The sequence below is a fragment of the Vibrio sp. Sgm 5 genome (assembly GCF_026241575.1).
GTDB lineage: Bacteria > Pseudomonadota > Gammaproteobacteria > Enterobacterales > Vibrionaceae > Vibrio > Vibrio jasicida.
The window spans coordinates 34,336-59,954 of record NZ_JAPHPY010000020.1 but is presented as its reverse complement, the minus strand read 5'-3'; the positions used below and the strand labels follow the sequence as shown (position 1 = coordinate 59,954).

The 25,619-nt window shown below is 46.4% G+C and carries 19 protein-coding genes; 3 read left to right on the top strand and 16 right to left on the bottom strand.

Translation table 11 applies throughout. The features are described 5' to 3' along the window. The first annotated feature begins 24 nt into the window (after nucleotides 1-24). On the top strand, nucleotides 25-291 hold the full coding sequence (locus OQJ86_RS12880) for a hypothetical protein (RefSeq protein ID WP_005429553.1): 267 nt from the start codon (nucleotides 25-27) through the stop codon (nucleotides 289-291). A gap of 687 nt (nucleotides 292-978) precedes the next feature. On the opposite strand, the gene OQJ86_RS12875 is transcribed toward OQJ86_RS12880, so the two are convergent. From OQJ86_RS12875 to OQJ86_RS12860, 4 genes are all read right to left on the bottom strand, one after another. After that, entirely contained in the window at nucleotides 979-4,080 is a 3,102-nt protein-coding gene (locus OQJ86_RS12875) for an efflux RND transporter permease subunit (protein WP_265987999.1), read from the bottom strand. Then, nucleotides 4,077-5,405: an efflux RND transporter periplasmic adaptor subunit gene (locus OQJ86_RS12870; RefSeq protein WP_265987998.1), complete on the bottom strand. Its 1,329-nt coding sequence runs from the start codon at nucleotides 5,403-5,405 to the stop codon at nucleotides 4,077-4,079. The genes OQJ86_RS12875 and OQJ86_RS12870 overlap by 4 nt, the downstream gene beginning before the upstream one ends. Further along, the gene (locus OQJ86_RS12865; RefSeq protein WP_042602092.1) at nucleotides 5,392-6,048 is read right to left on the bottom strand and encodes a TetR/AcrR family transcriptional regulator; all 657 of its coding nucleotides are present in this window, start codon (nucleotides 6,046-6,048) and stop codon (nucleotides 5,392-5,394) included. Before OQJ86_RS12865 ends, OQJ86_RS12870 begins: the two co-directional genes overlap by 14 nt. Nucleotides 6,049-6,242: 194 nt before the next feature. Continuing rightward, nucleotides 6,243-6,902, bottom strand: a complete 660-nt coding sequence (locus OQJ86_RS12860) for an HAD family hydrolase (RefSeq protein WP_265987997.1) — start codon at nucleotides 6,900-6,902, stop codon at nucleotides 6,243-6,245. A 343-nt stretch (nucleotides 6,903-7,245) separates the two neighbouring features. On the opposite strand from OQJ86_RS12860, the gene OQJ86_RS12855 reads away from it, so the two are divergent. Further along, complete coding sequence (locus tag OQJ86_RS12855; protein ID WP_042604658.1) at nucleotides 7,246-8,847, top strand: long-chain fatty acid--CoA ligase; 1,602 nt, start codon at nucleotides 7,246-7,248, stop codon at nucleotides 8,845-8,847. 102 nt (nucleotides 8,848-8,949) lie between these two features. Here the strand turns inward: OQJ86_RS12855 and OQJ86_RS12850 are convergent, their stop codons facing one another. Next, nucleotides 8,950-10,533 (bottom strand): BCCT family transporter, encoded by a 1,584-nt coding sequence (locus OQJ86_RS12850; protein ID WP_038865353.1) that lies wholly within the window; start codon nucleotides 10,531-10,533, stop codon nucleotides 8,950-8,952. A gap of 292 nt (nucleotides 10,534-10,825) precedes the next feature. On the opposite strand from OQJ86_RS12850, the gene OQJ86_RS12845 reads away from it, so the two are divergent. Next, complete coding sequence (locus tag OQJ86_RS12845) at nucleotides 10,826-13,234, top strand: beta-mannosidase (protein ID WP_265987995.1); 2,409 nt, start codon at nucleotides 10,826-10,828, stop codon at nucleotides 13,232-13,234. A 78-nt stretch (nucleotides 13,235-13,312) separates the two neighbouring features. On the opposite strand, the gene OQJ86_RS12840 is transcribed toward OQJ86_RS12845, so the two are convergent. From OQJ86_RS12840 to OQJ86_RS12790, 11 genes are all read right to left on the bottom strand, one after another. Beyond that, entirely contained in the window at nucleotides 13,313-13,966 is a 654-nt protein-coding gene (locus tag OQJ86_RS12840; RefSeq protein ID WP_104037725.1) for a LuxR C-terminal-related transcriptional regulator, read from the bottom strand. Further along, a complete protein-coding gene (locus OQJ86_RS12835; protein ID WP_038865011.1) occupies nucleotides 13,966-14,781 on the bottom strand; it encodes a helix-turn-helix domain-containing protein in 816 nt (271 codons plus the stop codon). Before OQJ86_RS12835 ends, OQJ86_RS12840 begins: the two co-directional genes overlap by 1 nt. A 65-nt stretch (nucleotides 14,782-14,846) precedes the next feature. Further along, complete coding sequence (locus tag OQJ86_RS12830; protein WP_104037724.1) at nucleotides 14,847-15,863, bottom strand: GGDEF domain-containing protein; 1,017 nt, start codon at nucleotides 15,861-15,863, stop codon at nucleotides 14,847-14,849. 373 nt (nucleotides 15,864-16,236) lie between these two features. Beyond that, the gene (locus OQJ86_RS12825; RefSeq protein ID WP_104037723.1) at nucleotides 16,237-16,491 is read right to left on the bottom strand and encodes a hypothetical protein; all 255 of its coding nucleotides are present in this window, start codon (nucleotides 16,489-16,491) and stop codon (nucleotides 16,237-16,239) included. A gap of 148 nt (nucleotides 16,492-16,639) precedes the next feature. Next, on the bottom strand, nucleotides 16,640-17,866 hold the full coding sequence (gene gltS / locus OQJ86_RS12820) for a sodium/glutamate symporter (protein ID WP_104037722.1): 1,227 nt from the start codon (nucleotides 17,864-17,866) through the stop codon (nucleotides 16,640-16,642). Nucleotides 17,867-18,083: 217 nt separating this feature from the next. Then, nucleotides 18,084-18,623: a disulfide bond formation protein B gene (locus OQJ86_RS12815; protein WP_020196073.1), complete on the bottom strand. Its 540-nt coding sequence runs from the start codon at nucleotides 18,621-18,623 to the stop codon at nucleotides 18,084-18,086. A 12-nt stretch (nucleotides 18,624-18,635) separates the two neighbouring features. Then, nucleotides 18,636-18,791 carry a DUF5993 family protein gene (locus tag OQJ86_RS12810; RefSeq protein ID WP_005429588.1) on the bottom strand — a complete coding sequence of 52 codons (156 nt, stop codon included), beginning with the start codon at nucleotides 18,789-18,791 and terminating at the stop codon, nucleotides 18,636-18,638. A gap of 159 nt (nucleotides 18,792-18,950) precedes the next feature. Then, complete coding sequence (locus OQJ86_RS12805; protein WP_104037721.1) at nucleotides 18,951-20,435, bottom strand: efflux transporter outer membrane subunit; 1,485 nt, start codon at nucleotides 20,433-20,435, stop codon at nucleotides 18,951-18,953. Between the two features lie 2 nt (nucleotides 20,436-20,437). Then, the gene (locus OQJ86_RS12800) at nucleotides 20,438-23,494 is read right to left on the bottom strand and encodes an efflux RND transporter permease subunit (RefSeq protein WP_265987992.1); all 3,057 of its coding nucleotides are present in this window, start codon (nucleotides 23,492-23,494) and stop codon (nucleotides 20,438-20,440) included. Nucleotides 23,495-23,503: 9 nt separating this feature from the next. Next, the gene (locus OQJ86_RS12795; RefSeq protein WP_265987991.1) at nucleotides 23,504-24,586 is read right to left on the bottom strand and encodes an efflux RND transporter periplasmic adaptor subunit; all 1,083 of its coding nucleotides are present in this window, start codon (nucleotides 24,584-24,586) and stop codon (nucleotides 23,504-23,506) included. A 103-nt stretch (nucleotides 24,587-24,689) separates the two neighbouring features. Beyond that, the gene (locus OQJ86_RS12790) at nucleotides 24,690-25,571 is read right to left on the bottom strand and encodes a LysR family transcriptional regulator (protein ID WP_039975520.1); all 882 of its coding nucleotides are present in this window, start codon (nucleotides 25,569-25,571) and stop codon (nucleotides 24,690-24,692) included. Nucleotides 25,572-25,619 lie beyond the last annotated feature (48 nt).

Here is a 25,619-nt window from a genome sequence, read left to right as displayed (position 1 = left end):
CTGCTAATCCCTAAGGAGCTTATTATGCAAAGCGTATTTCTATCTACTCTAGGTCTTATTGCTGTAATGTCATCACCAATCGCTGCTGCTAACACTCTAGACAAAGAAGAGTGGAGTGCGGATTTACGTCAAGAATTTACAACAATGAAGCATGAGGCGGTTGCGGACATCCAACAAATGAACATGGACGCTATTGATGAACGCGATGAACGCATTGTTAAACACATCAAAGAACAACAAGCTCAACTGGTAAAGATCAAATGCCAGAAGACAGAGGCAACCAAGTCATAACCTCTGACGACAAAGATTCCGTGTTAGTCACAAGGACGAGTGATTAACCAGAGTGCATCCGATACAAGCACGACGTTAGTGAGCAGTCAGCGTCAACCTTGTTGCTCTATTTGCCAACCTATTAATGGGTTGGCTTTTTTATGCCTGTTGATTGAGGAGGGGGCGCTAAAACTGGGAATTGAGTAGGAGAAATACGGCAGATAGAAAAAAGCCCGCGAAGAATACCTTCACGGGCGAAAAAAGGGCACCAAATTGGGTGTCTATTCATTTTGGAGATGGTCGAACGTCCATATCATACTGACAATAGGCTTGGTGAGAGGCTTACCACCAGTGCGACCAACGAGGCTAAAGTTAACATTGTTGTAATCATTGTTAAAATGTTAATTCTTCAATCAATGATTTCATTATCGTTAGTTCAAATTGTGAATGTGTTGTCTGTGTGTATTTATACTGTGCTAAATGTCGTTTTTGATAATAAAACTTATCATAAACCCTATAGTGATCATTGGGGTTGGTTATATAAAACTCGACATACCGCATTCTCAATTGTTCATATTTGCACTTAATGCCACATAATAACCCTGCATTTGTTAAGTGTTTGTGTTGTTTTTAACGCTTTTCACTGAAAACAAAAAGAGCGACCTAAGCCGCTCTTGTTCATTTTGATAAATTTACTTATCAGTCGTTTTAGATCTCTTCGTGTTTATGGACTAGGCCGAAGTCAGCTAAAATGGCATACGCGGCAGGGATCATAAATAACACCAGCAGAGTGGATGCGAAAATACCAAACACGATGGAGATAACCAGTGGTTGGATAACCTGTGCTTGCAGGCTGGTTTCAGTCAGTAACGGAAGCAAACCTGCTGCAGTGGTCATTGATGTCAGGAATACTGCTCTAAAGCGTTCCCGACTGGCTTTGACTACCGAGTCGTGCACATTATCTCCTTCATCGACATGATGGCGTATGTACTGAACTAACAGAATCGAGTCATTCACCACAATCCCCGCTAGTGAGACAAAGCCCATCATACTCGGCATACTTAATGAGTGACCGAGTAGGATGTGTCCCCATACCACGCCAATAAAGGCGAGTGGAATCGCAAGCATGACCACGAATGGTTCCAAATAACTGCGGAACTGGTAACTCAAAATCGCAAACACGCCAAACAAACCAAGCAAGAAGCCTTTACCCATTGATGCGCCAGTTTCCGCGGTATCTTTGGCTTCACCTTCAAAATCGAAGCGAAGGCCAGGATACTTTTGCATAAGCTTTGGCGCTTCATCTTGTTGGAACTGACGAATAATGGCGGTTGAGTTGGCTTTCGTATTGTCGATATCGCCGAATACGCTAATGGTGCGTAGCCCATCAATGCGCTGGATACGTACGTAGTTTCGCTGGAAATCCAAAGTTGCAATGGTCGCGAGTGGAATTTGACTGCCATCGGACAAGATAATTGGGAAGTTTGCCAATTGCTGTAAGTCACCGGCTTGTGCTTTATCGAGACGAACTTCGATGGAAATGTTTTCTACTCCAACTTGGATTTCGTCTGCAGTTTGGCCAAAGAATGCTGCACGCAATTGATTGGCGATGAGTTGGCCGTTAATCCCGTAAGCTTCTGCGCCCGGACGCAGTTTAACCAAGACTTCTTCTTTACCCATACGCATGTCGTCCAATACGCCATGGACACCGTCAAACTCATTCAGGTATTGCTGAATATCGATAGAGGCTGCTTTGAGCGCATCCAGATCATCATGTTTCGCTCGAATTTCAATCGCCCGGCCACCCGGGCCCATGGTCGGTTGTTTAAATACCAACGAGATAGGATCGGCAAGTTCACCAATGTCTTCGCGCCATGCATCGATAAATTCATCGATGAGTGCGTTACGACTCTCTGCGCCCAGCAAATCCAGACGCACCGTGGCAATATGAGGGCCAGATTCATTCGCATCGGCATTGGCGTTGAATTGGCTGGTGATGTGCAGAACCAATGGACTGCCGTCTTCCACTTTTTCTGTCCATTCTTTATCTAGCTTTTGAGCGGAAGCGACGATCTTATCGACGACAGCTTCAGTTTGAGACAGAGAAGAACCCGGAGGAAGAATAATGCGCGCTTCTGCAATGTCGCCATCCAACTCAGGGAAGGGTTGAAACTTAAGCAAACCACCTACTAGCGTGGCAGCGGAGATAAGAAGTAATGCAACCACGCCACCCATAAAGGCATAGCGATACTCGACCACTTTATCGACTGCGTTGACCAAGGTGGTGTTGCGGAAGTTTTCAAAAGAAGCGAGCAGCTTTTGTTTGAACTTCGGTGTTTTTCGCTCTTGCTTTTGTTTATGCAGTGAATGAGAAAGGTGGTTAGGTAGGATCAAGAAGGCTTCCACCAAACTTAAACTCAGTACGAGGATCAGAACTTGAGGAACCGCTTTAAGTACCGCACCCATTTCACCTTGCAGGAATAACAAGCTACCGAAAATACACACCGTGGTTAGGAAGGAAGAAATCACCCCCGGCAGTACCTTTTTCACGCCTTTAATTACGGCATCATCGATCTCTTCTCCTCGGTCGAGGTGAGCGGCAATCGATTCAGCAATAACGATGGCGTCATCCATCATGATACCGATGGCCATGAGTAACCCAACCAAAGACATGATGTTGATGGACAGGCCAAGTTGAGCCATCAAAAATAACCCACCTAAGAAGGCAACGGGTAAACCAGCTGCGACCCAAAAAGAATAGCGAAAACTAAAGAACAACCACATGGTGGCGAAGACCAAAATGATACCTTGCCAGCCGTTTTTGACCATCATGGTCAGGCGATCCCAAAGCACGGATGAAAGGTCATTGGTCATTTGTAGCATCACACCATCTGGCGCAATGACTTGTTGTTCTTCGACAAATTGAGCAACACGTTCTTTAATGCGCAGTGCATCGTCTTCTTTGTTTTTGCTGACTTTTAGTAGGGCAGAAGGGTGACCATCGAAGAGGACTTTCTGTTCGTCCAATTCAAATCGATCAGTAATCGTCGCAATGTCTCTTAGACGGATGATTGATCCATTTGGACCGGAGCCCACGACGATAGTCTCAAGCTCTTCTGGCGTCACGCGTCGTTCGTCAAAGCGGATCAGAAAGTTCTTATCTGGCGTTTCGACATTACCACTTGGCAACTTGACGTTCTGACGACCAATCTGCTCAGCAATATCACCAACACTCAAGCCAAGTTGTCGAATGGCTTGAGTATCTAACTCTACTCGGTATTGGTGGTCAGAGAAGCCAGCAACTTCAACCAAAGACACATCGTAATCGAGCTTTAATGTGCGCTTAAGTTGTTCTGCATAAGCTTTTAGCTCTGGCCATGTGGTGTCTGCAGTGATCGCGACATCCACAACTGGCTCATTCCAATCCAACTCTTGGACTACGGGAGACTCAATTTCTTGTGGGAAGTCATTAATCGAGTTGATTTGAGTTTGAACGTCGACCAACATGCGGCCAATATCAGCATCTTCATTCAGTTTTAAAATCAGTCTTGCTGAGCCCTCTATCGCTTCACATTGCGTTTCTTCAATGTTCGCGAGTCCATCGACGGCGTCTTCCATGCGTACACAGATGCTCTCTTCTACTTCTTGTGGAGAGGCTCCGGGATAAACTACGCCAGCCATGATGTAGGGCGGATCAAACTCCGGAAAGGTTTCACGCTTAATCGTAGATAGTGAAGATATCCCCAATATTAACAGCGTCAGCATCAACAAGTTTGCTGCGGTTGGGTGTTTGGCGAAGAATCGGATCATGAGTCAGACTCCTCGGCTTTCTGTTCTGACTCAGGTGCGGCTTCTTTTAACAACATACCGTTAATCGCAGGCAGCAGGTCGTTGATGATAAGCTTTTGACCTTGCTCAAGATCGCCGTCGATCACCACGTGATTATCACGGCGATAGAGAACTTCTACAGCCACAATATTTAAGCGATTGTCTTCACCCATCAAGTAGATTTTGTCGCCATGTAAGGCTCGTTCAGGAATAACCCAGCTCGGATTCTCTTGCCCTTCAATGAGCGAGCGTACAAACATGCCATTAACCAGTGGCGGCGCAGAAGTCGGATTGAGTGAGCGGTAGTCTTGTTCGATTTCCAGAATCACTCCAGCGGTGGCTTGGCTTGGGTCTACCGTTTCGCTGATTCGAGCAACTTTAGCTGGCCAAGTTGCGGATAAATTGCCGCTGTTAAGCTCAATCGTGGCATGAATGGCTGACATGTCTGGGCGCGGAATACCCGATTCATCACGGCCAAATTCCCCAATACTGGAAGTCAGTGTCTGCATGTCATGAATGGACAATTGCGCTTCAACTTCCATCACGTCAATGCCATGCGCCGTCACCATGGTTTGTTGAAGGTTCACTACTTGGTTCTGTTCTATCTCGACTTCCGAGATGCGCAAATCGTAAGGCAGAGTAATGATGGTTTTATCGAGAGAGCGCTTTGCCTCGTCAACTTTTGATGCATTGACTTTGACTAACGCTTCCGCAACCCGCTTTTCATCTGGCATTAATCCGATTTGGTTTTCGATGTCCAAAACTAATTTGCGTTGAGAGAGTGCGCTTTGCTCTTGTTGATCAACATCCGATTGAGACGTTAAGCCTTTCTTACGTAGGTTTTGTTTACGGTCTAACTCTTTGTTGGCGATAACCAAACGGTTTGCTTCGATCTTGAGTGTACTTTTGAGGTTGGCTTCTTCTTGAGTCAGCTTAGCCAAAGAGGTTTCGGCAGATTTGAGGTCGGCTTGAGCTTGAACCAATTTCAATTCGTAATCGAGAGGATCGATTCGCAAGATTTCCGTTCCTGCTTGCAACACCTGTCCTTTTTCCAGTTGCGGATGACGGTAAACCACTTTACCGGTCACTTCGGCTATCGCTTTCCATTCAACTTTCGGAGCGATTTTACCAAAGCCAATTGCGACAGGTGCTATCGCCTTAAGCTCTAGTGGAATTGTCTCGACCAGCCTTGCTCTATCACCTGCGGGTTTAACGGGTAAGTCTGGTTTAAGGCTAATCGCAAGAAAGAGGATAATGACGCCGACAGCAAGAGCAGGAAAGAGCAGAAGCTTTTTATTGATTTTCATATTGGTCGCCCGAGTCTAGAAATCCATGTTTCATCAGTTGTATGTTGTGTTCGAATAATCGGTTCAAGAAGGCTTCAGAAAGCTCAATGCCATGAATCGCAAGTAAGGCCGGTGGTGCCATAAATGGGAACACCATGAGACTAATATAAGAAACGCGGCACAGTTGTGGGTCGGCGTCTTTGCGCAGAACGCCACTGTCGATGAGCTTATCGAACATAATGCCTTGCATCGGCTTGCTGATGTCAGCAAAGACTTTTTCTAGTAACTTACGTTGAGTCTCTGAGGGGGGCATATGCATGACTTGAGCAATCAAGCGGGGGAATTGCGGTACTTTGATCATCTCACGATAGTAGGTACGCATTAAGTCGAGGAAGTTCTTTTCATTACTGTCAGACAATAAGGCCTGCATTTGCTTTTGCATCGGTGACAGCGTTTCACGCAGCATGGTCTCAAATAACCCTTCTTTGTTGCCAAAGTAGTAGCGAATCATCGCCACATTCACCCCTGCTTTTTGGGCCACCAAGCGAGTCGAAACTTTGTCGTAAGCCATGATGGTGAAGAGTTCGCGCGCGTGAAAAATCAGTTTTTCCCGTGCGTCGATTTTATCTGTGGGTCTTCCCGCCTTTCGATGAGCTTCCGTCACAATATTGTCTCTTAAAATATTAAACATTTGATTAATTATAAACCGCTGATTTCTCATGCGACATGCGAAAAATTAATCAGTATTTAATCAAGTGATTAATTTGTGAAGGGAGATCATAAAAAGAGCAGGAGAAACTGCCCTTTATTGAAATAAGAATGGGTTTGTCTAATAGATGCCGGCTTGAGAGGCTGGTTTCAACCCCAACTCAACACAGTCCAATTCGGTCTATCGGCGTGCTCTTTTAGGCGAGGGCATGGATTGACCAGATAGGCGTGATCTGCGTATTCACACAGTGGTAAGTCGTTGATCGAATCTGTATAGAAATGAATGTCTGAATAGGTCTCAAGTTTTGCCTCTAGCCATTGTTTTAAGCGTGTAACTTTGCCTTCGCGATAACTCGGGATACCTTCTATTTCAGCGGTGTAGCCGTTGTCTTGTTCGACTAAATCAATCCCGAGCGCGTTAGGGATACCGATACGTCGACCAACCGCTTCAACCAAAAAAGTGACGCTGGCAGAGATGATGACCATATCAATCTCATCACGAGAAAGTTGTTCAATCAGTGTTTTGGCTTGCGGGAATTGTTTAGCCAGAATATGGTTTTCAACGCACTCTTCCACTAAGGCGTTTACCTGTTCAATAGGCATGTTTTCTAGCGGCTTCATGGAGAACGTTAGGTAATCTTCCATGTCCAGTTTGCCTTCTGCGTACAAGCCCATTAGACGCTGATCTTCCTCAATAAAGTTAGACGCAGTGGCGATGCCTTTCTCAACCATAAATTCATTCCAAATCATTGCGCAGTCAGCGTTGATTAAGGTTTCATCCAGATCAAAAACGTACAAAGGTTTGGACATAGTTGGCTTCTCACAGTTTGGATTGAGGTCGATGTAACGTGTCGTTCAGTATAGAGCGAGGTTTACGAGTGTGGGACGTATGCTAACGACAAACTGTGACGGTTTCGTTGCACTTTTTCTGACCATGACAAAACTAAATGACTAAGTCGTGGGATGAAGCATTTCTGACTTGGTGATAGAAGGCTACAATACAGAGGTACTTTAGAAACCGCGTACTTTAGATATATGGCGTCTTTCGAACCTGATCTCAATATTGTGTACTGAATACAGTCCCGTCTTTGAGCGATAATAGCGCCACTCGCGCAAAGCGAACGTTAAGAAAAATACAAAAAGAACCCCCGATATGAACCAGTATGTAAATGATCCATCCAATTATCAGTTGTTAATTAAAAACTTGCTGTTTTCCCCAGTTGCTTTCAACCCCGAGCAAGAAATCGTCTACGCAAACCACCGCCGTCACAGCTACAAAACGTTTCATGATCGTGTGAGACAGTTTGCAAACGCGCTAACCAAAATGGGCGTAAAGAAAGGTGATACGGTAGCGGTAATGGATTATGACTCACACCGTTATCTTGAATGCTACTTTGCCATCCCGATGATTGGTGCAAAGCTGCATATGATCAACGTGCGCTTGTCTCCAGAGCAGATCCTTTACACCATCGACCATGCGGAAGATGACATTATCCTGATCAACGAAGAGTTTCTGCCAATTCTGGATCAGATCAAAGGTCGTATTGATACGGTGACGCGTTACGTGGTTTTGCGCGATAACGATGAATGTGAATACGAGCGCCTTCTGGAGCAAGAAAGCACCGAATACAACTTCCCTGATTTCGATGAAAACACCATCGCGACCACTTTCTACACCACGGGTACGACGGGCTTCCCTAAAGGTGTGTTCTTTACTCACCGCCAACTGGTTCTGCACACCATGGGCATATTGAGCACCATCGGCACCAATGCGTCACAAGGTCGACTGCATCAAGGTGATATTTACATGCCGATTACGCCAATGTTCCACGTCCACGCATGGGGGCTTCCGTACATGGCGACCATGCTTGGCGTGAAACAAGTCTACCCGGGCAAATATGTACCAGATGTTCTTCTTAACTTGATTGAACAGGAGAAGGTGACGTTCTCGCACTGTGTGCCAACCATCCTGCATCTGTTGTTGAGCTCACCAAAATCCAAGTCGATGGATTTCTCTGGTTGGAAAGTCGTGATTGGTGGTGCCGCGCTACCGAAAGCATTGTGTAAATCAGCCCTTGAGCGCGATATTGATGTGTTTGCGGGTTACGGCATGAGCGAAACAGGACCAATTCTGTCTATTGTTCAACTGACTCCTGAGCAACTCGAACTCGACCTCGATCAGCAAGCGGAGTACCGCTCTAAAACGGGTAAGAAAGTCGCGCTGGTAGACGCTTACATTGTTGATGATGAAATGAACAAGCTCCCCCACGACGGCGAAAGTGCGGGTGAGATTGTGGTTCGCGCTCCTTGGTTGACTCCGAGCTATTACAAAGACAACAAGAACTCTAAAGCCTTGTGGCGTGGTGGTTACCTACACACTGGCGATGTCGCGCATATCGATCATGAAGGCTTTATCAAGATTACCGACCGCGTAAAAGACATGATTAAGATTTCTGGTGAGTGGGTCAGTTCTTTGGAGCTGGAAGACATTCTACACCAGCATCAGGCCGTGTCGGAAGTCGCCGTGATTGGCATGCCTCATAACAAATGGGGCGAGGTGCCGTTGGCATTAGTGACGCTAAAAGATGATGCAGAAGTAACGGAGAAAGAGTTGTTAAGTTTCGCCAAAGACTTCATCAGCAAAGGCATTCTAGCCAGAGAAGCGTTACTACTGAAAGTGAAGATGGTTGACGATATTGCGAAAACCAGCGTCGGTAAAGTGGATAAGAAAGAGCTGCGTAAACTTCATCTGTAAAGTAGTGAAGCTGTTTGCATCCAACCCATAATATTCGGCCCCGATACATAGCTTGTATCAGGGCCGATTTTTATCTAGTGACGCGAAAGTCTTGGTTGTGTATTAAATCAAACCTTGTTCTTTCGCCATGTGGTTAGCGATGCTCGGCGCTTTCCAGATGCTTGGAAGCAGTATGAAAGACACAGGAACAGCTGTAATCACGATGAAAGACTGCAATGCTGAGATACCGCCAGAGCCCATCGAGATAAGCGCGATCGCCACCACACCCATCATTAAGCCCCAGAACGAGCGGATCACTGCGTTTGGTTCTGTAGAGCCAGTCATTACCACACTGATGGTGTATGTCATTGAGTCACCCGTTGTCACGATGAACGTCGTGGTCAGGATCAAGAACAATACTGAAATCACCATCGGGAATGGTAGCTCAGAAGTAATCGCAAGCAGAACAGCAGGCAAGTTAAAGCCCTCAAATGCCGATGAAATCAAACCTGGGTTTTCTAGCTCGAACGCCAAGCCACTGCCACCAACGATGCTGAACCAGAAACACGTGATCAATGGTGCAGCAATGCTGATAGAAAGGATTAATTGGCGAATTGTACGGCCGCGTGAGATTCGCGCGATGAAAATTGCCATCATCGGACCGTAACCAATGAACCAGCCCCAGAAGAAGACTGTCCACCAACTTAGCCATTCGGTGTCACCACGGTAAAGCGCCATTGGAAAGAAGTTATCTACCATGCGGCCAATGCCTTGCACGTAACCATCGACAATAAAGCTGGTTGGGCCGAAGAACAGGATGTAACCAATTAGAGCCACAGACAACACGATGTTGTAACGGCTCACAAGCTGGATGCCTTTACTTACACCGCTTAGGGCAGACAAGGTGTACATCAAAATCGCAGCGACGATCACTAAGCTTTGAGTAACAAAGGTATCAGGTAAGCCAAATAGCGAGTTCAGGGCGTAACTGATCTGCAAACCTAAGAAGCCAATTGGGCCAATAGTACCTGCGGCTACAGCGATAATGCTGCATGCGTCAGCGACGTCGCCAATCCAACCGTTGATCGCTTTGTCACCAAATACTGGGTAAAGCAGGGTACGAGGTTTGAGTGGTAAGCCCTTATCGTAGTGAAGGTGCATCAAAACGACTGAAGAAAGACAACCTAGGATAGCCCAAGCAAGGAAACCCCAGTGCATGAAAGACTGAGAAAGTGCATTGATTGCAGATGCTTTTGGCGACGCTTCGCCATACAGAGGTGGAGCAGAAACAAAGTGGGCGATAGGCTCTGCAGCAGCCCAGAATACACCGCCACCAGCGAGTAGGGTACAAAGTACGATCGACAGCCACTTGAAGGTGTCGATATCAGGTCTCGCTAAACCGCCTAAACGTACGTAACCCGTACGACCTAGTGCAATAGCCAAACCAATAAGGAAATTCAGAAGGAGTAATACTTGCCAGAAGGCACCGAAGTATTGAGTCGCAAACCCAAAGCCTGCGTTGACCATCGCGGTCAGAGATTCTGTATTTGTTAAAGCGAGCAGAACAAAGACAGTAAGGAAGCTACCACTTAACCAAAATACAGGGTTAGTGAGTTCAAGGCGCTTGATAAGGGAAGGAGGATGAATCGCAGAATAGTCTGCCTCCTGAATAGGAGCATGAGAGGCGGCATTCGTCATATTTGACATAATTACTTCGCTTTTTAGGGCTCGGAAGCCGTGCATTTCCCTCACACAAATAGGTCGAAAAGTGTGAGGATGATCAAAAAGCCGCTGATACTAGCACGTTGAGCACCTCAATATAACCGTAGATTCGGAATAATTGTCTACGTAAGCGGCAAATTACTGATTTCTAGGTAGAGATTTTTTGCGTGAAGTGCGCCGCATTTCGTATGTAAATGACATTTCCTTTATTCTTGTAAGGACACCGCAGGATTACATTGAGCGAACCTGTTCTAATAAAAATTAAAGGTCTTACCCTATGGCTCATTTTGAACTCAATGGACAGTGGCAACTTACCTCGCCACAGCGTCCAGACATCAATATTCCGATGACTTTGCCTGGCGATAATGTCTCTGCACTTTTGCAAGCAGAGCTTATTCCTAACCCATATGTGGCAGATAATGAATCCAAGGTTCGTTGGATTGAAGAATGCGATTGGCATATTGAACGCGAGTTTGCTGTCGATGGTTCTGTGCTCTCTGCCAAACAAGTGTGGATGACGCTAACCCGTGTAGACACCTTAGCGACCTTTTATATCAATGGTGAGCAAGCACTAACTAGCAGCAATATGTTTGCCCAGCAACGTATTGATATCAAACCTTACTTAAAGCAAGGCACTAACGCGATTCGAGTTGAGTTTGTCCGTGTGGATTTAGAAGGGCTAGAACGTGCAAAGAAACTGCCATTCCCTATTCCTTCGGCGATGGGGAACAACCAGATCCCGCACATGAACTTGATTCGTAAAACCCAATGTCATTCAGGTTGGGACTGGGGCATTTGCTTGATGGTCTCTGGTATTTATGACCCGATTCTAATTGATGTCGTTGAAGATGTGTGGCTAAAAGGATTCGCGACAGAGCAACAATGGAAAGCTGACGGCAGTGTGCAGGTCGATGTCTTAGTCGAAGTTGAAGCGGATACCCAACATCATGAAATTGTTGTTGAATTTGATGGTCAGCGCCAATCGATTCAAACCGAAGGAAGTGGTCACTATCACTGTCAGTTCCATATTTCCAAGCCAAAACGCTGGTGGCCTGCGGGTTATGGCGAAGCGCATCTTTATCCGATAACGGTCGCTTGTGGTGAGCAATCACTGTCACGCATGATTGGTTTGCGAGAGCTGAGTCTAAACAACCAAGCTGATGAGCATGGCTCGGCGATGGAGTTTGTCGTTAACGGTGTACCAATCAATGCTAAGGGTGCAAACTGGATTCCGGTGGACGCCATGCCGGGGCGAGAGTGTGAAAGCCGATACCGCAATCTGTTACAGAGTGCTATCGATGCCAATATGAACATGATTCGTGTCTGGGGTGGAGGCCAATATGAGAGCGAAACTTTCTACAACCTGTGTGATGAATTAGGCCTGTTGGTTTGGCAGGACATGATGTTCGCTTGCTCGCTGTATCCATCCGATGACGATTTCTTGAAAGATGTGGAACAAGAGTTGCGATTCCAAATCCCACGTTTGAAAGAGCACCCTTCGATTGCACTTTGGTGTGGCGATAATGAAGTGATTGGTGCGATTGGCTGGTATGACGAATCCAAGCACAACAAAGTCAAATACACAGTGAATTACGATCGTCTGAATCGAATGATCAAACAAGTCATCGGTCAGCAAGACGAGTCACGTCGATTTTGGCCAAGCTCACCTTGTAATGGCGAGTTGGATTTTGGCGATGCGTGGCACGATGACAGTAAAGGTGATATGCACTTCTGGGACGTTTGGCACTCCGGCAAATCGTTTAATGCTTATCTAAACATTAACCCGCGTTTTTGTTCCGAGTTTGGCTTCCAATCTTGGCCGTCTTTTGCAGAGGCAAAGAAGTTTGTGCCAGAGCAAGACTGGAACGTCACCTCACCAACGTTTGAGCAGCACCAAAAGAACCCTCGTGGTAACAGTATCATCACAGAGATGTTTACTCGTTACTTCCGCTTCCCATCAGGCTTCGAGGAGATGTTGTACTTAAGCCAAGTTCAGCAAGCGATGGCAATCAAAACTGCTTGTGACCATTGGCGCGCCATCTCTCCAATATGTCGTGGCATGTTGTATTGGCAGCTTAATGACAACTGGCCAGTGAGTTCTTGGTCTAGTTTGGAGTACAGTGGCCGTTGGAAGCAATTGCATTACCATGCGAAACGCTTCTTTGCGCCCCAGTATTTGGTGTTCTCAGAGCACACCGGTAAGCTGAGCCTCCATTTGCTAAACGATGCCAAAGAACCCGTTGATGTGAGTGCGCAATTACATTGGGTGAACTGGCAAGGTGAAGTGAAGCAAACTTGGTCGCTAGAGCACACCGTTTCCAGTGACAGCAACATGGTTGTCTGGCAGTTGGATGGGCAGTTTGATTCGTCTGAATTGAAGTCAGGCTTCCTCTACGTAGAGGGACAAGCAGGCGAAGAGCGAATCACGAACACATGGTTTAGCACTCATGAACTGAAAACCCTGCCGATGCAGAAGGCGAACATCAAAGTGACGATAGAAGCCAACCAAATCACGCTGGTGGCAGATAAGCCAGCATTCTTTGTGCATCTAGAAGCGGACACGGATGGTCGATTCTCCGAATCCAGTTTGACGTTACTTGCTGAACAACCTGTAACCGTGACGTTTTTTGGTAAGGATGTGGCGGCGATGGCAGAGTCACTTCGTGTTTACCATTTAATGCAATAAGAAAGCTTAAGCGAGTCGAAGCACAATACACTCAGCAAAAGGGAGCTTACAGGCTCCCTTTATTGTTTCTTGGGTTCGCTAAAACAAATGACGCTTAGCCCAAGTTATGGCCTGCATTCTATTTTTGACTTCCAGTTTTCGAAAAATGCTATATAGATGAGATTTCACCGTGTGCTCGCTCACAAACAAAGAGTCTGCGATATCCAGGTTCGAGCCTCCTTGACATAGTGCGGTCAATACCTGCATTTCTCGCCGCGTGAGCTCAATATCGAGCTTACTGTCTAACTCAGTAACGGTGTGATTTAAGTTCATCAAGTAGCCAATCAATCGATTAAGAATATCTCGAGATAACCAGTTCTCCCCATTTAAGATTCCTTTAAGACCTTTGATTACTTTGTCGAAATCGTCTTCAAAATAAAATAAACCTTTTAGGTTAGACCAGCTGAGTAAACTCTCCACACCTAAGTTTGGTTCGGCATTGACTAATATCGTAGCGTCGACGTGGTGAAGCTCACTCAATGTGACTTTAACATCACAGAGGTCGGGTAGAGAGCTGTCAACGATCGCGACATAGTGTTCGTCATAGTGAACGGGTAGTTCCACACCCGCCCCTTTGGCTAATAAAACGGGTTGCCCTAAGCGCTGCTCGATTGCGGTTTGTAATCCTCTGCCTTGAATATTGTTGAAGGTGAACAATAAAATAGTGTTGTTGGTTGGATTGTCGTACATCATTAGTTTGCCTCCTGTCGAGACTGCATAAATTCATTTCCTACTTGGTGAAAGCGGTAGAGCACCAGATCGAGTAATCCGTCAAAGCAATGTTTCACCATGGGATTTTCAAATATCCTGGCAGCAGGCGCTTTAAAAAAGGTGACTCGCCGATGGTGGTAGAAATCCCGTATAAAAATGTCGAACAAAAGTTGTTTAATCACGGGCTCATGAACAGGAAAGTGGATGATCGCGTTGCCCATTACTTGAATAATGTCAGAGACCAAAAACTTCAAAATTGAGCGGCCTAAATGCCATAGGCTAAGAATCCTGAATTCAGATCTCAGCTCCTGATAAATCATGTGTCCGACTAACATACCTTTACAGTAATAAAGCCGAGCTTTACTTGGGGATTGGTCGAATTGGTTAAGTGTGTCTTCCACGCCTCCTGGCGTTATCAGTTGCTTATGTACAGCGTTGATTTGCTCGAATTCAGACACACTGATTTGGTTGAGGGAGCAACTTTTTACATCGGTAACTTGGTATTCGTACACAATGTCTTTAAAGCTCAAATAAATACTTTTACTTTGAGAAGCTTTGACTCTTTTATACTCGCTGGAGGTGTATTGATATTGTTCTCCGATGAAGTGCGAAAAGGCCAGTCGCTTTAATAGACTCGGTGTAACTTTACCGCTTTCCCACTGGCTTAATGTTGGTTGATTTAAGCTTTCGAAAGCGCTGTAACTCCTTGCTAACTCATCGGCTAACTGGCCTTGAGTCAAACCCCTTTCCTTTCGAATTGCAGCAACAGCATGCGAAAATTCTAACTTGCTAACCATATATCTACGTCCTGAACTCATTATATTTTTTGATTGCTTGAAGCAGCCCGAGATGGGCCAAATTTCTATGTTCTAGATTTTTTAGTGAGGTACATCATTTGGTCAGCATGCTGGATAAGCGCGTCACTGTTACTCCCTTCATGAGGGAAGCGCGCCATTCCGATACTCAAACCGATGTGAACGTTTTGAAAATGGATGAAAATAGGTGCACTACATGCGTGTTGTAGTAAAGACTGAAATTGTTCTAAATCCTTTGTACTTTCTAGGTTGGGAAGACAAAGGATGAATTCATCACCACCAATTCGTGTAGCAAATTGATCGTTCCCCAGCAGTTGTAAGATCCTTTGGGCGGTGACTTTCAAAACCTTGTCGCCGGCATCATGGCCGAACTTATCATTCACGGCTTTAAAGCTATCTAAGTCGATGTACAACAGAGCAAACGGTTGAGCGCGTTGTATCTGATGTTCAATTAACTGATGGCCTTTAAAGCGGGAATAACACCCTGTCAGCTCGTCTATCTCGAGCAGTCTTTCTAGTTTTTCGACCTGTTCGTACTGCATTTGCCAAGCGTTTTGCCAATAACGCTCTATAGAAAGCAATCCTTTGTAAATAAAAAGGTTGAACAGGTACAGAAACGTACTCCGAATGGAGAACTCACTTAAACCCTGTAGTTTAAACGGGTCACTACCTGCAACTATCAAATCTATGTTAAAGCAAGCAGCCATTGATAGTGCGTATACAATTAGCGACCAAAATACGCCAAATTCAATTAAGGCTAAAAGGAGATTGACCGTCACTAACGACGAAAAGAGAAAATGCCCGCCTAAAAAATAATACAGGTAAAAAGTGAGTGTGAAGCCGAGGATAAGAGCAATAACCACCGCTTTGTTTTTTTGTTCAAGAACGAAAAAGCGCCCAGCCCAAAGATAAGTTAGGCAGGCGACAGCGGCGAACAGGTAAGGAAGGTATACAACAAATTCTACCCCTCTAATTGCACAAGCGAATAGGGTAATCAGAATGCCCAAACTCGTAGAGCGCATGTAATAGCGCGTAAAAATTTTGGTGAACTGTGTTCTGTCCATAGTTATGTCTCAAAGGAACAGCAAATAATGGGCAGACTAGGAGAGGATTCTGTATGGATTGAGTGTGGATGGATGACTTGTAAAGACGAAACGACTTACCCCGCATGAGTCTGTAAATGCCAGGCGCATGTGCTTTTTTGGGCGTTTTTCTCGTCTGCAAGCGACACTGCATTTCATAAAGTTGCTCGATACCTACTGCCGTTTTTATAAACTATTCTATGAGGCAGGGTTGCATAAAACTATACGGTTTTCGGGAAAATGCCCCGATCTCAATATGTCCGCATAAAAAGTGGGTAAACGGCAAATTTAGTGAGGTAAAACTAGTACTTACATCCTACTAGTGAATTTAAATTCAGTCTAAAGTATGAGGTGTCTACTTGAGTTTTTGATGGATACGGTAACCCATCGCGTAACCAATATAAAATAGCGCAGCGAGTGTGAAAAAAGCGGATATATAAGCAACAAGATGATTCAACCCCAATCCGAAGGATAGAGTGAATGCGATACCATTTACGGCTTCTACTGGGATCTTGTACCACGCGGAATGCACAGTTGATCCAAATAGAATTAATGTACCAATTAAAAAAAGTGTGCCGACTGTTAAGCCAACCCATCTGCTGCTGTTCATGCGTCTTCTCAAGGGTTACGACGTTCGTAACAAAATATTACAAGACAAGCATTATACAACTGAGTGAGGGGCAAGGTGGTAGCAATATTTGCACGATTAAATCAAGAGGCCACCGAAGTGCCCCCTTTTTAACCGGTTAGCATCTTAATTAGCCAATCCACCGGATGAAGTAAGGGATGATCAGCGCGTTCGCCAAATCGATAAAGAAAGCACACACCAAAGGCACAATAATAAAGGCTTGGTGAGAGTTACCGTATTTTTGTGCAACGGCCGACATGTTCGCCATTGCGGTTGGGGTAGAACCCAAAGAAATCCCCCCAAAACCAGAGCAAACAACCGCAGCGTCGTAGTTCTTTCCCATTAGAGGAAAAACGACGAATATGGCGATGCAAATAGCCACAAAGAACTGCGCGCCAAGAATGATAAAAATAGGTCCTGCTAAATCGACCAAAGCCCATAGCTGCATGCTCATCAGTGACATGGCTAAAAACGCGCCCAACGCCATATCCGCAATCAACGCAACCGCTGGTTTTCTTGCTGGCCAACGAGTACCTGTAAGGCGAGGGTAAGAGGCGGGAATAAGGTTAGAAATCAAGATACCGGCGAACAAACAGGTCACGAACAACGGTAACTCAAGCCCTAAGCTGCTTACGCCTTCGTTCAAAATTGCGCCCAAGATGATACAAACATGAATCGCTAACATCGCATCTAAGAAGTCATAAGCATTGATAGACGGTTGCGGTTCATCCTGCGCCGTACCCACGTCCATTTCTTCCACTTTAGCTGGCTTTAGGTTGTGTTTGTTGATCAGGTATTTTGCAATCGGCCCGCCCATCAAGCTTGCTAAGATCAAGCCAAACGTTGCACTTGCGATGCCGATTTCCATTGCGGTATCCAGATCGAATATTTCAGCGATGCGAGGTGACCACGCAATCGCGGTGCCGTGTCCGCCGATCAGAGATACCGTGCCGCTCAACAAGCCCACCGCTTCAGGTTGATCTAACATGGTCGCAATTCCAATGCCGGTGAGGTTTTGAATCAACATATAACCGATGGTGACCGAAAGCAGGATCAATAATGGCTTACCGCCTTTGAACAGATCTTGAAGGCTAGCGTTGATGCCGATGGTGGTAAAGAAATACACCAACAACAAGTCTCGGGTAGCAAGATCAAATTGGACATCGATTTGAGTGACGTAATGGATAATGGCGAACAACACCGATACCAAGATGCCGCCGGAAACCGGTTCAGGAATACTGAATTCCTTTAAGAAACTGCTGGCTTGGGTTAGGCGCCTGCCTAAAAACAACACGATGATCCCGAGGGTCACCGCGAGAAAAGATTCGACTTGTAATACACCGTCGACAAAGTTCATAACCACTCCTGCTTTGGTAAAACATGATGAGAGAATTAATCGGTACGTTTATCTCTAAACATACTGACATGTTTGTATGACATCCAATTGCATACCAACGAATTTGAACCAAGTCGGATTGTGCTGAGAATCGTATTTTCGTAACCGATAGAAAAGAGGAGTAATACAAGGTCACATGTACCTATGCATGACTCCTCTTGCTTCGATTAAGGGCTCGTTAGTTAAATAGCCAGTAGCTTTCTGGATTGTCTGGACATTGATAAGGACCACATTCGGCAAAAGTCCCAATCACATTCAGTGCCACAACAGAAATCGCCAGCAAACATGTGATGCGACCTAGATTGCTCATTTCGTAAGGTTCTGGAGACTCCTCTTTACTGGTGAGCATCAGAATAACGGCGACCGCGAAAATGGTGGCAACAAACAACACAAACGCCCAAGTGTAATAGTGCATCCCGAAGATAGGGCTACCGTATCCAGGCGTACCGGGAATCACGTGTAAAGAGACTTGTCTCAGTGACGTAGCGACGCCATAGAGTGCGCCAATAAGGACCACACCATAATGTCGAGATTGCGGTCCATACACCACGTTCAACAAGAAGCCGAACATGATCATGATGAAGCCAATGCGCTGCAATAAACACAAAGGACAAGGCAACTCATTCAGTACAAATTGCAGAACAAAGCCAATCAATAAAACGGCTGTCATGCCCAGTAAACCAAGGGTATTAAGTAAAGCCAGATAGTTTCGATTCATGTGCAATCCCCTTTACAACAAGATGGAAAGAGGGTCGGTGGCGTGATGATTGAACCAATACAGTCCAATGATCACCGAGGAAGCAAAGAAGGCATAGCCCACCGCTTTCTTACCTAAAAATGCACTGAGCATCGCAATCAATAACAGCAAAAAGATTAATGTCATCATGAGGGAGTTCCTTCCTTACTCTCTGATTTCAATCCTTTTAACTATAGGAAACGCGAGCCAATGCGCGACTTTATACCCAATAAAAAAGAGGAGGGGTTAGATTCGAGGTCCCAGATGAAGCTAACCCACTCCCCAAAATCGTTACTTAGCTCATTCGGTTTAACTTTGTGGAGATTGTTCTAATGCCCAATCACCACCCAGTGATTTGTAGAGTGCGACAGTGACCTGAGCCGTTTGCAATTTGGCTGCGATTTGTCGGTCTTGCATCATGCGTTTCTGGCGCTGAGCATCCAGTACAGATAAGTGGTCAATCAACCCAGCACGGTAGAGGGATTTGGCTTTCCCCACGGCTTTATCTGTCGCAACCAAAGCATCATCAATGCGGCGCTGATTCTCTTGGCTTCTGCCATAAGCAAATAGTGTGGAATCCACTTCAGCAAAAGCCGAATCGACGGCGTGTTGGTAAGTCAGTGTTGCTGCGCCAAAACGAGCTTGGTTGATGTCCTCTAAGGCATCGCCACGACCACCATCGAATACATTCCAACTGATGCCTGCCGCGCCAACCCAGCCGAAAGAATCACTGCTAAACAGATCATCAAAGCTAGAAGCGGACACGCCCGGAGCGCCGGTTAAGAAGAACTTCGGATATTGATTGGCAATACTTGCCGCAAGTTCTTCATTGATGGCTGCCATTTCTCGCTCCGCTAAGCGGATATCAGGGCGACGCTGCAGTAAGTCGGAAGGTAATCCGATTGGCACGACATTTTGCATTGCTGGTACACCTTGAGTTTCTGCAAGTCGCACTTCGACTTTTGATAAAGGCTCACCAAGTAGTACCGCGATACGATGTTTGTGTACTTGCTGCGCGATTTCCAACTGAGGAATGATTGACTCCATCGCTGCAAGCGTCGCTTTGGCTTGCGCTAAATCGAGATCCGAGCCATAACCGCTGCGAACCACTTTCTCGACCAAGTCCATGGTTTTTCTTTGGTCTTCAAGGTTTAATTTGGCTAAGTCGAGACGCTCGCTTGCCCCTTGATACTGCAAGTAGTTATGAATCAAATCCGCAGTAAGCAAAGTCGTCAGCCCGCTTTGATAGATTTCAGCTTGCTCAACACGTATTTGGGCGGCATTGGATTGACGATCAATGCGACCAAACAAATCCAATTCCCAAGCGATACTTGCTCCGGCAAATACACCATCATGCTGGTTGTCCAACAAGGTTGTATTGCCAATTTGTGGTGGCAGGCCTGCGGCGGAATCACCAATCGGGTTCAGCGCAGGGCCAAGCAGCGAGTCGTTCTTACTCAGCTGATAATTGACATATCCAGCACCAACATTGATGGTTGGTACCTTGAATGACTCAACAACGCTCTTATAGCTGTCTGCCATTTTGATGCGCTCTGCCGCGACCCTAAGCGGGATGTTTTGGCTTTGCATATCAAGCACCAAATCGTTCAACGTTGGGTCGTTAAACTCTGTCCACCAAAACGCTTCTATCTCAGCACTGCGGCTGACGCCATTTTGGTCGGTATACAAATAAGTCTCGGCCATGCTGGTGGTTGGCGTTTGATAGTCTGGCCCAACGGCACAACCGGATAAACTCATTGCCAATACCAGTGGCGCGATAACGAACTTTCTCATGATTACGCCTCCTTCAATTCAGCGTCAGTTTGCGTTGTTGGTGATTTTTCTTTGTATGCCAAGCGATACAGTGCCGGCATGATGAACAGTGACAACACGGTCGCTGCTGCCAGACCGCCGATGATGGTGGCTGCCATTTGGTCGAACAAGAGATCCGATAGCAGCGGGATCATGCCGAGTGCGGTTGTTAGTGCACCCATCGAAATCGCCATGGTACGGTTAACGGTGGCTTCTTTGATGGCATCCGATAATGGGCGGCCGTTCGCACGTTCCAACTCAATTTGGTCCATCAACACAATGCCGTTTTTAATGATCATGCCCGTCAGGGTGATGGCACCAATCAACGCCATAAAGCCGAATGGTTTATCAAAACCAAGCAGAGCAAAGGTGGCACCGGTAGCCGCCAAAGGCAGTGTGGCTAGAATGATGATCGGTTGCTTAAAGCCGTTAAACATTGCGACCAGAATGATCACCATGATCAGCATGGCTTTTGGTAGCTGTTTAAATATGTCAGTAACCGCTTTGTGTTCATCGTAATATTCGCCGCCCCATTCCAAGCTGTAGCCGGCTGGCAGAGGAATCGCTTCGATTTGAACTTTCACCGCGTTGCGCACTCTTGCTGGTGTGGTTGAACGCTCAACACCTGCTTGTGCTGTGATGGTTTTGACGCGATTGCGGCGCCAGATCATGCTCTCTTCTGGTACTAGCTCAAAGCCATCGACCACTTGGCCGAGAGGCACACTGTGCATGCCAAGCAGCGAACGCACGGGCAATGTTTCTAGTGATGCCATGTTTTGAGACGTGCCACGCAGCTGAATTGGAATCAACTCGTCATTAAGGTTCATCTGACCTAATGGCATGCCATCAGAAGCGCGTTTTAAAGCAAATGCGATGTCCGCACGGTTAATGCCAGCTTGACGCATCTTGTCTTGATTGATGATGGGTTTCAGCACCTTGCTTTCTTGACGCCAGTCATCACGAACGTATTTGGCATCTGGGTGAGTAGCAAAGATTGCTTTTGCTTGATCCGCCAGTTGGTGCAACACTGCTTCATCAGGGCCAGAGAAGCGCGCTTCTACTGCGTACTTGTCTGAGGTCGCCAGTTTTAGTGCTCTAAAGCGAGGTTCTGCGTCTGGGAATGTGTCCTGCAACCATTTGTCACCTCGTTCAACAAGTTGGCTGATGCTTTCGTAATCCTTGGTGTTAATCAATATCTGCCCGTATGCAGGATCAAATGGCTCTGGTTCTACGGTCACCGAGAAGCGCGGCGCACTTGCGCCCATGTAGCTAGAGATGCTTTCTACTTCTGGCTGTTTGAGGAGCCACTGTTCGACTTTGCGCATGTCTGCTGAGGTTTGCTCGATCTTGGCGCCATTCGGTAGCCAGTAATCAAGAAACACGATAGGGCGATCCGATTGCGGGATAAAGTTCACCGCCACGTAAGGCACAGCCACGGCAGTCACTAAAAGCAGGGGAATCAATGCTGTCAGTGCTTTCATTGGGTTATCAACCGTCCAAAACACCAACTGCTTGTAGCGGCTTGGCTTTGCGTCTTCATCGACAGGTGTTGGTTTGATGAACATCCAACACATCAGTACGGTGAAGGTCATCGCGACCAACCCAGACAGAAGAAGCGAAGACGCGACGATGTAGAATACTGAGCCCGCAAATTCGGCTGAGTCAGTTTTGGAGAACAGAACCGGACTTGCACCCATGATAGCAATGACGGTCGCGCCAAGCAGAGGGACGGCGGTTTCCTTGACCGAATCAATAGCCGCACGTGTGCGCTCGATACCTTTGCCCAGTTTTACGATCATCATGTCAGTGATCACGATGGCGTTGTCTACCAACATACCTAGAGCAAGAATGAAGGTACCAAGCGAGACTCGGTGCAAATCAATGCCTGCAATGTTCATGTAGATCAGCGTGAGCAGGATAGTCAGTAATAAGCTCGAACCAACAATTGTCGCGCTCTTAAAGCCCATGAAGACCAACAGCACCACAAACACAATGCCGACACTTTCGAGCAGGTTACCGACGAAGTCATCAATCGCTTTTTGCACTTCTTCAGGTTGGTAAGCCACAGTAGAAATATCAACGCCAAGCGGCAGTGTTTGTTGGTAGTTTTGGATGATGTCGCGAATCGTGTCGCCGAGCGAGACCACATTGATGCCTTCGACAGGGCTGACCGCTAGCGTCACCGCAGGCTCACCATTAAATCGGCTTTCTGTTAGTGCTGGTGTTTGGTAGCCCATGGATACATCGGCGATGTCACCTAAGCGAATCAAGCCTGTACCTAGTTCACTCACACCACCTTTGATGACCAAGTTGCGAATATCATCTAATGATTGAAATTCACTGGTTTGAGTGATGCGAATGCGCTCGGTGCCAGCATCGAACTTACCTGCCTCAAAGGTCATGTTCTGTGTGCTGAGTTGGTTCCACACCTGCGCGACAGACAAACCATATTGAGCCAGACGTTCGTCAGGCATATCAATGTAAACCACTCGTGGTTGCACGCCGTGTAGCTCAATCTTCTTGATGCCTTTTACGGCTTTGATTTGGCGTTGCAGTTCTTCTGCATAGCGGCGTAATTCTTCAGGTGCGGCGTCTTGGCTATGGATAGAGAAAAGCATGCCATACACTTCAGAGAACTCATCTTGAACAATGCTGATCTGAGCTGTAGACGGCAGTTGCAGTTTTACGTCGTCGACTTTGCGGCGCAGTAAGTCCCATTGCTGCGGAAGTGCTTTGGAATTGAGGCTCTCTTTCAAGTCGACAAATACCATTGACATGCCCGGACGAGACAATGAGCGCAGGCGATTCAACTCGGCCATTTCTTGCAGCTTGGTCTCAATGGTATCGGTAACTTGTTGCTCTACTTCTTGTGCTGAGGCGCCCGGATACAAGGTGACGACGACGGCGGTTTTAACCGTGAAGCTAGGGTCTTCCAGCTTGCCTAAATCGAAGTAAGAATACAGCCCTGCCACCACACTCAAGGCGATAAAGAACAACACGAAAGTACGCTGTCTTATCGCGAATTCAGCTAAATTGATCATGATTTGAACCTATAGCGTTTTGATGGTTAAGTTCGGCGTGTTGTCGCCAGCTTGCAAATAATGAGTGCCGCTGATGACCACATAGTCGCCTTGGTGGAAAGCGCCAGAAACACATGCTTGATGAGAGTCGATGGACTGTAAACTCACTGGTTCGGTATGTACGATAGCGTCACGAACGACATTGACATGTAGCGTTTTCTTTTCACCTAAAATCGCAGAATAGGGGAAGCAATGACTGGATTTATTTGGCTGAAATGAGGTTGTGACCGTAACGGCTTTGCCATTGAACAGCTCGTTAGAAATTGAATCGATAGCTAGAGTGACAGGGTAAGTTTGTTTGATGAGATGCTTTTTAGGCGCGATTTCAGCGACGTTCGCACGGTATGTTTGCTCTGAACCATACCATGACAGTGCCGCTGTTTGCCCAAGATCAAACTGACGAATCATGTTCTCAGGCACATCGATATCCACTTCCCATTGACCATCTTGTTGAAGAGTGGCGACGCTTACGCCCGGCAATGTCTGCTCGAATGCGTCGATTCTTACCTCACCAATGCTGCCGGAAAATGGCGCACGCAGCGTGGTGTAAGCCAACGCATCTTCCGCGCGTTGAATATTCTTCTCCACCACTTTAATCGCAGACAAACTACGCTCATATCCGCTGATGGCTCGATCCAAATTCACACTGGCAATCGCGTCATCATCGGTGGCTTGCTTAACGCGTTTTAGCTCAGCCTTCGCCAGTTTATGTGCAGACTTTGCTTCCAGCATACGTGCTTGAAGTTCTTCCAAAGAAACTTGGTAATCGTGAGGATCAAGCGTAGCAATGATCTGTCCTTTCTCGACATGATCGCCTTTCTTCACCAAAACGCGGTCAACCGTGCCAGGAACGCGAAAAGAAAGAGATGCGGTCTCTTTTGCTTGAACAATGCCACTAAACGATTTGTTCAATGCCGTGTTTTCACCCGTGACTTCAACAACTTGAATTGGGCGAGGGGACTCTGGTTCGGTGAACGTGTTTTGGCTTTGATTGCAGCCAAACAGTGCCAATGTCGCGGCACCTAATGCAGTAGTTTTGAATAGACGATTCATATGATGGCTCCATAATTTTGGTGCCATCATACAATTGTACAGTGTTCAGATAATCACCCAACAATGAGACTCACTGTCTCAAAAAACGAGACAATGTATTCAGCTAAACGAGTTTTGGAATTTCTTTAATGAGGTGGTCAATAAGTAGTCGGCTCGCCTGACTCAATGTCTTAGGCTGAGGGTAAAGCAACCAACCTGATTCTTCAGTGACAGAATATTGTGACAATAGCTGCACCAAACTGCCGGATTCCAACTCACGCTTCACCAGTAGCTTAGGCATAAAGGTGATGCCGCGATCTAAAATCGTCGCGTTTTTAATAAAGCCAATGTTGTTGGAAATAAGCTTCGGATGCAGCTGTACACTTTGCTCTTGGAAGTGCCATACATTGTCTACCTCGCCATTTGGCCAGCGAAAACAGACACACTGGTGCTCCTTCAATTGTTCTAGGTTCTCTGGCATGCCGTGTGTTTCAAGGTAATTGGGAGAAGCGACTAAACAACGGTCGAGTGTCAAAAGCTTACGGGCAACGATGTCGGAATCAAATAGAGCACCACCATGAAAAGCGATGTCCAAGCCCTGTTGGAACATGTCACTAAAGCCATTGTTGATGTTGCGAATATCTAACTCAACGTGTGGGTATTTATCGTGGAAGTTAAACAGAATTGGGCGAACCAGTTCGTCGGTTTCTGGCAGTAACCCGAGTTTGATGCGGCCGCGAACGTCATTGGTGTCATTGCTGACTTGTTCGTTCGCCGAATCGAGCATCGTCAGCGCTTTTTGCAGGTTCTCGTAGTAGGCTTCGCCATTATTGGTGAGTGATAAACTGCGTGTGGTGCGATGGAATAACTGAGCACCTAAAGATTGCTCTAATTCGCCAATTCGTCGACTCACATTCGCGCGCGGCAGATCCAATGCGTTTGCTGCGGCGGTAAAGCTTCCTAGCTCGACCACTTTAATGAAGAGTTTAAGATCGTCGATTTTCACACTGGCGCTCCATGCTTATTGAACACTGTACTAAACCGTGACACTCTA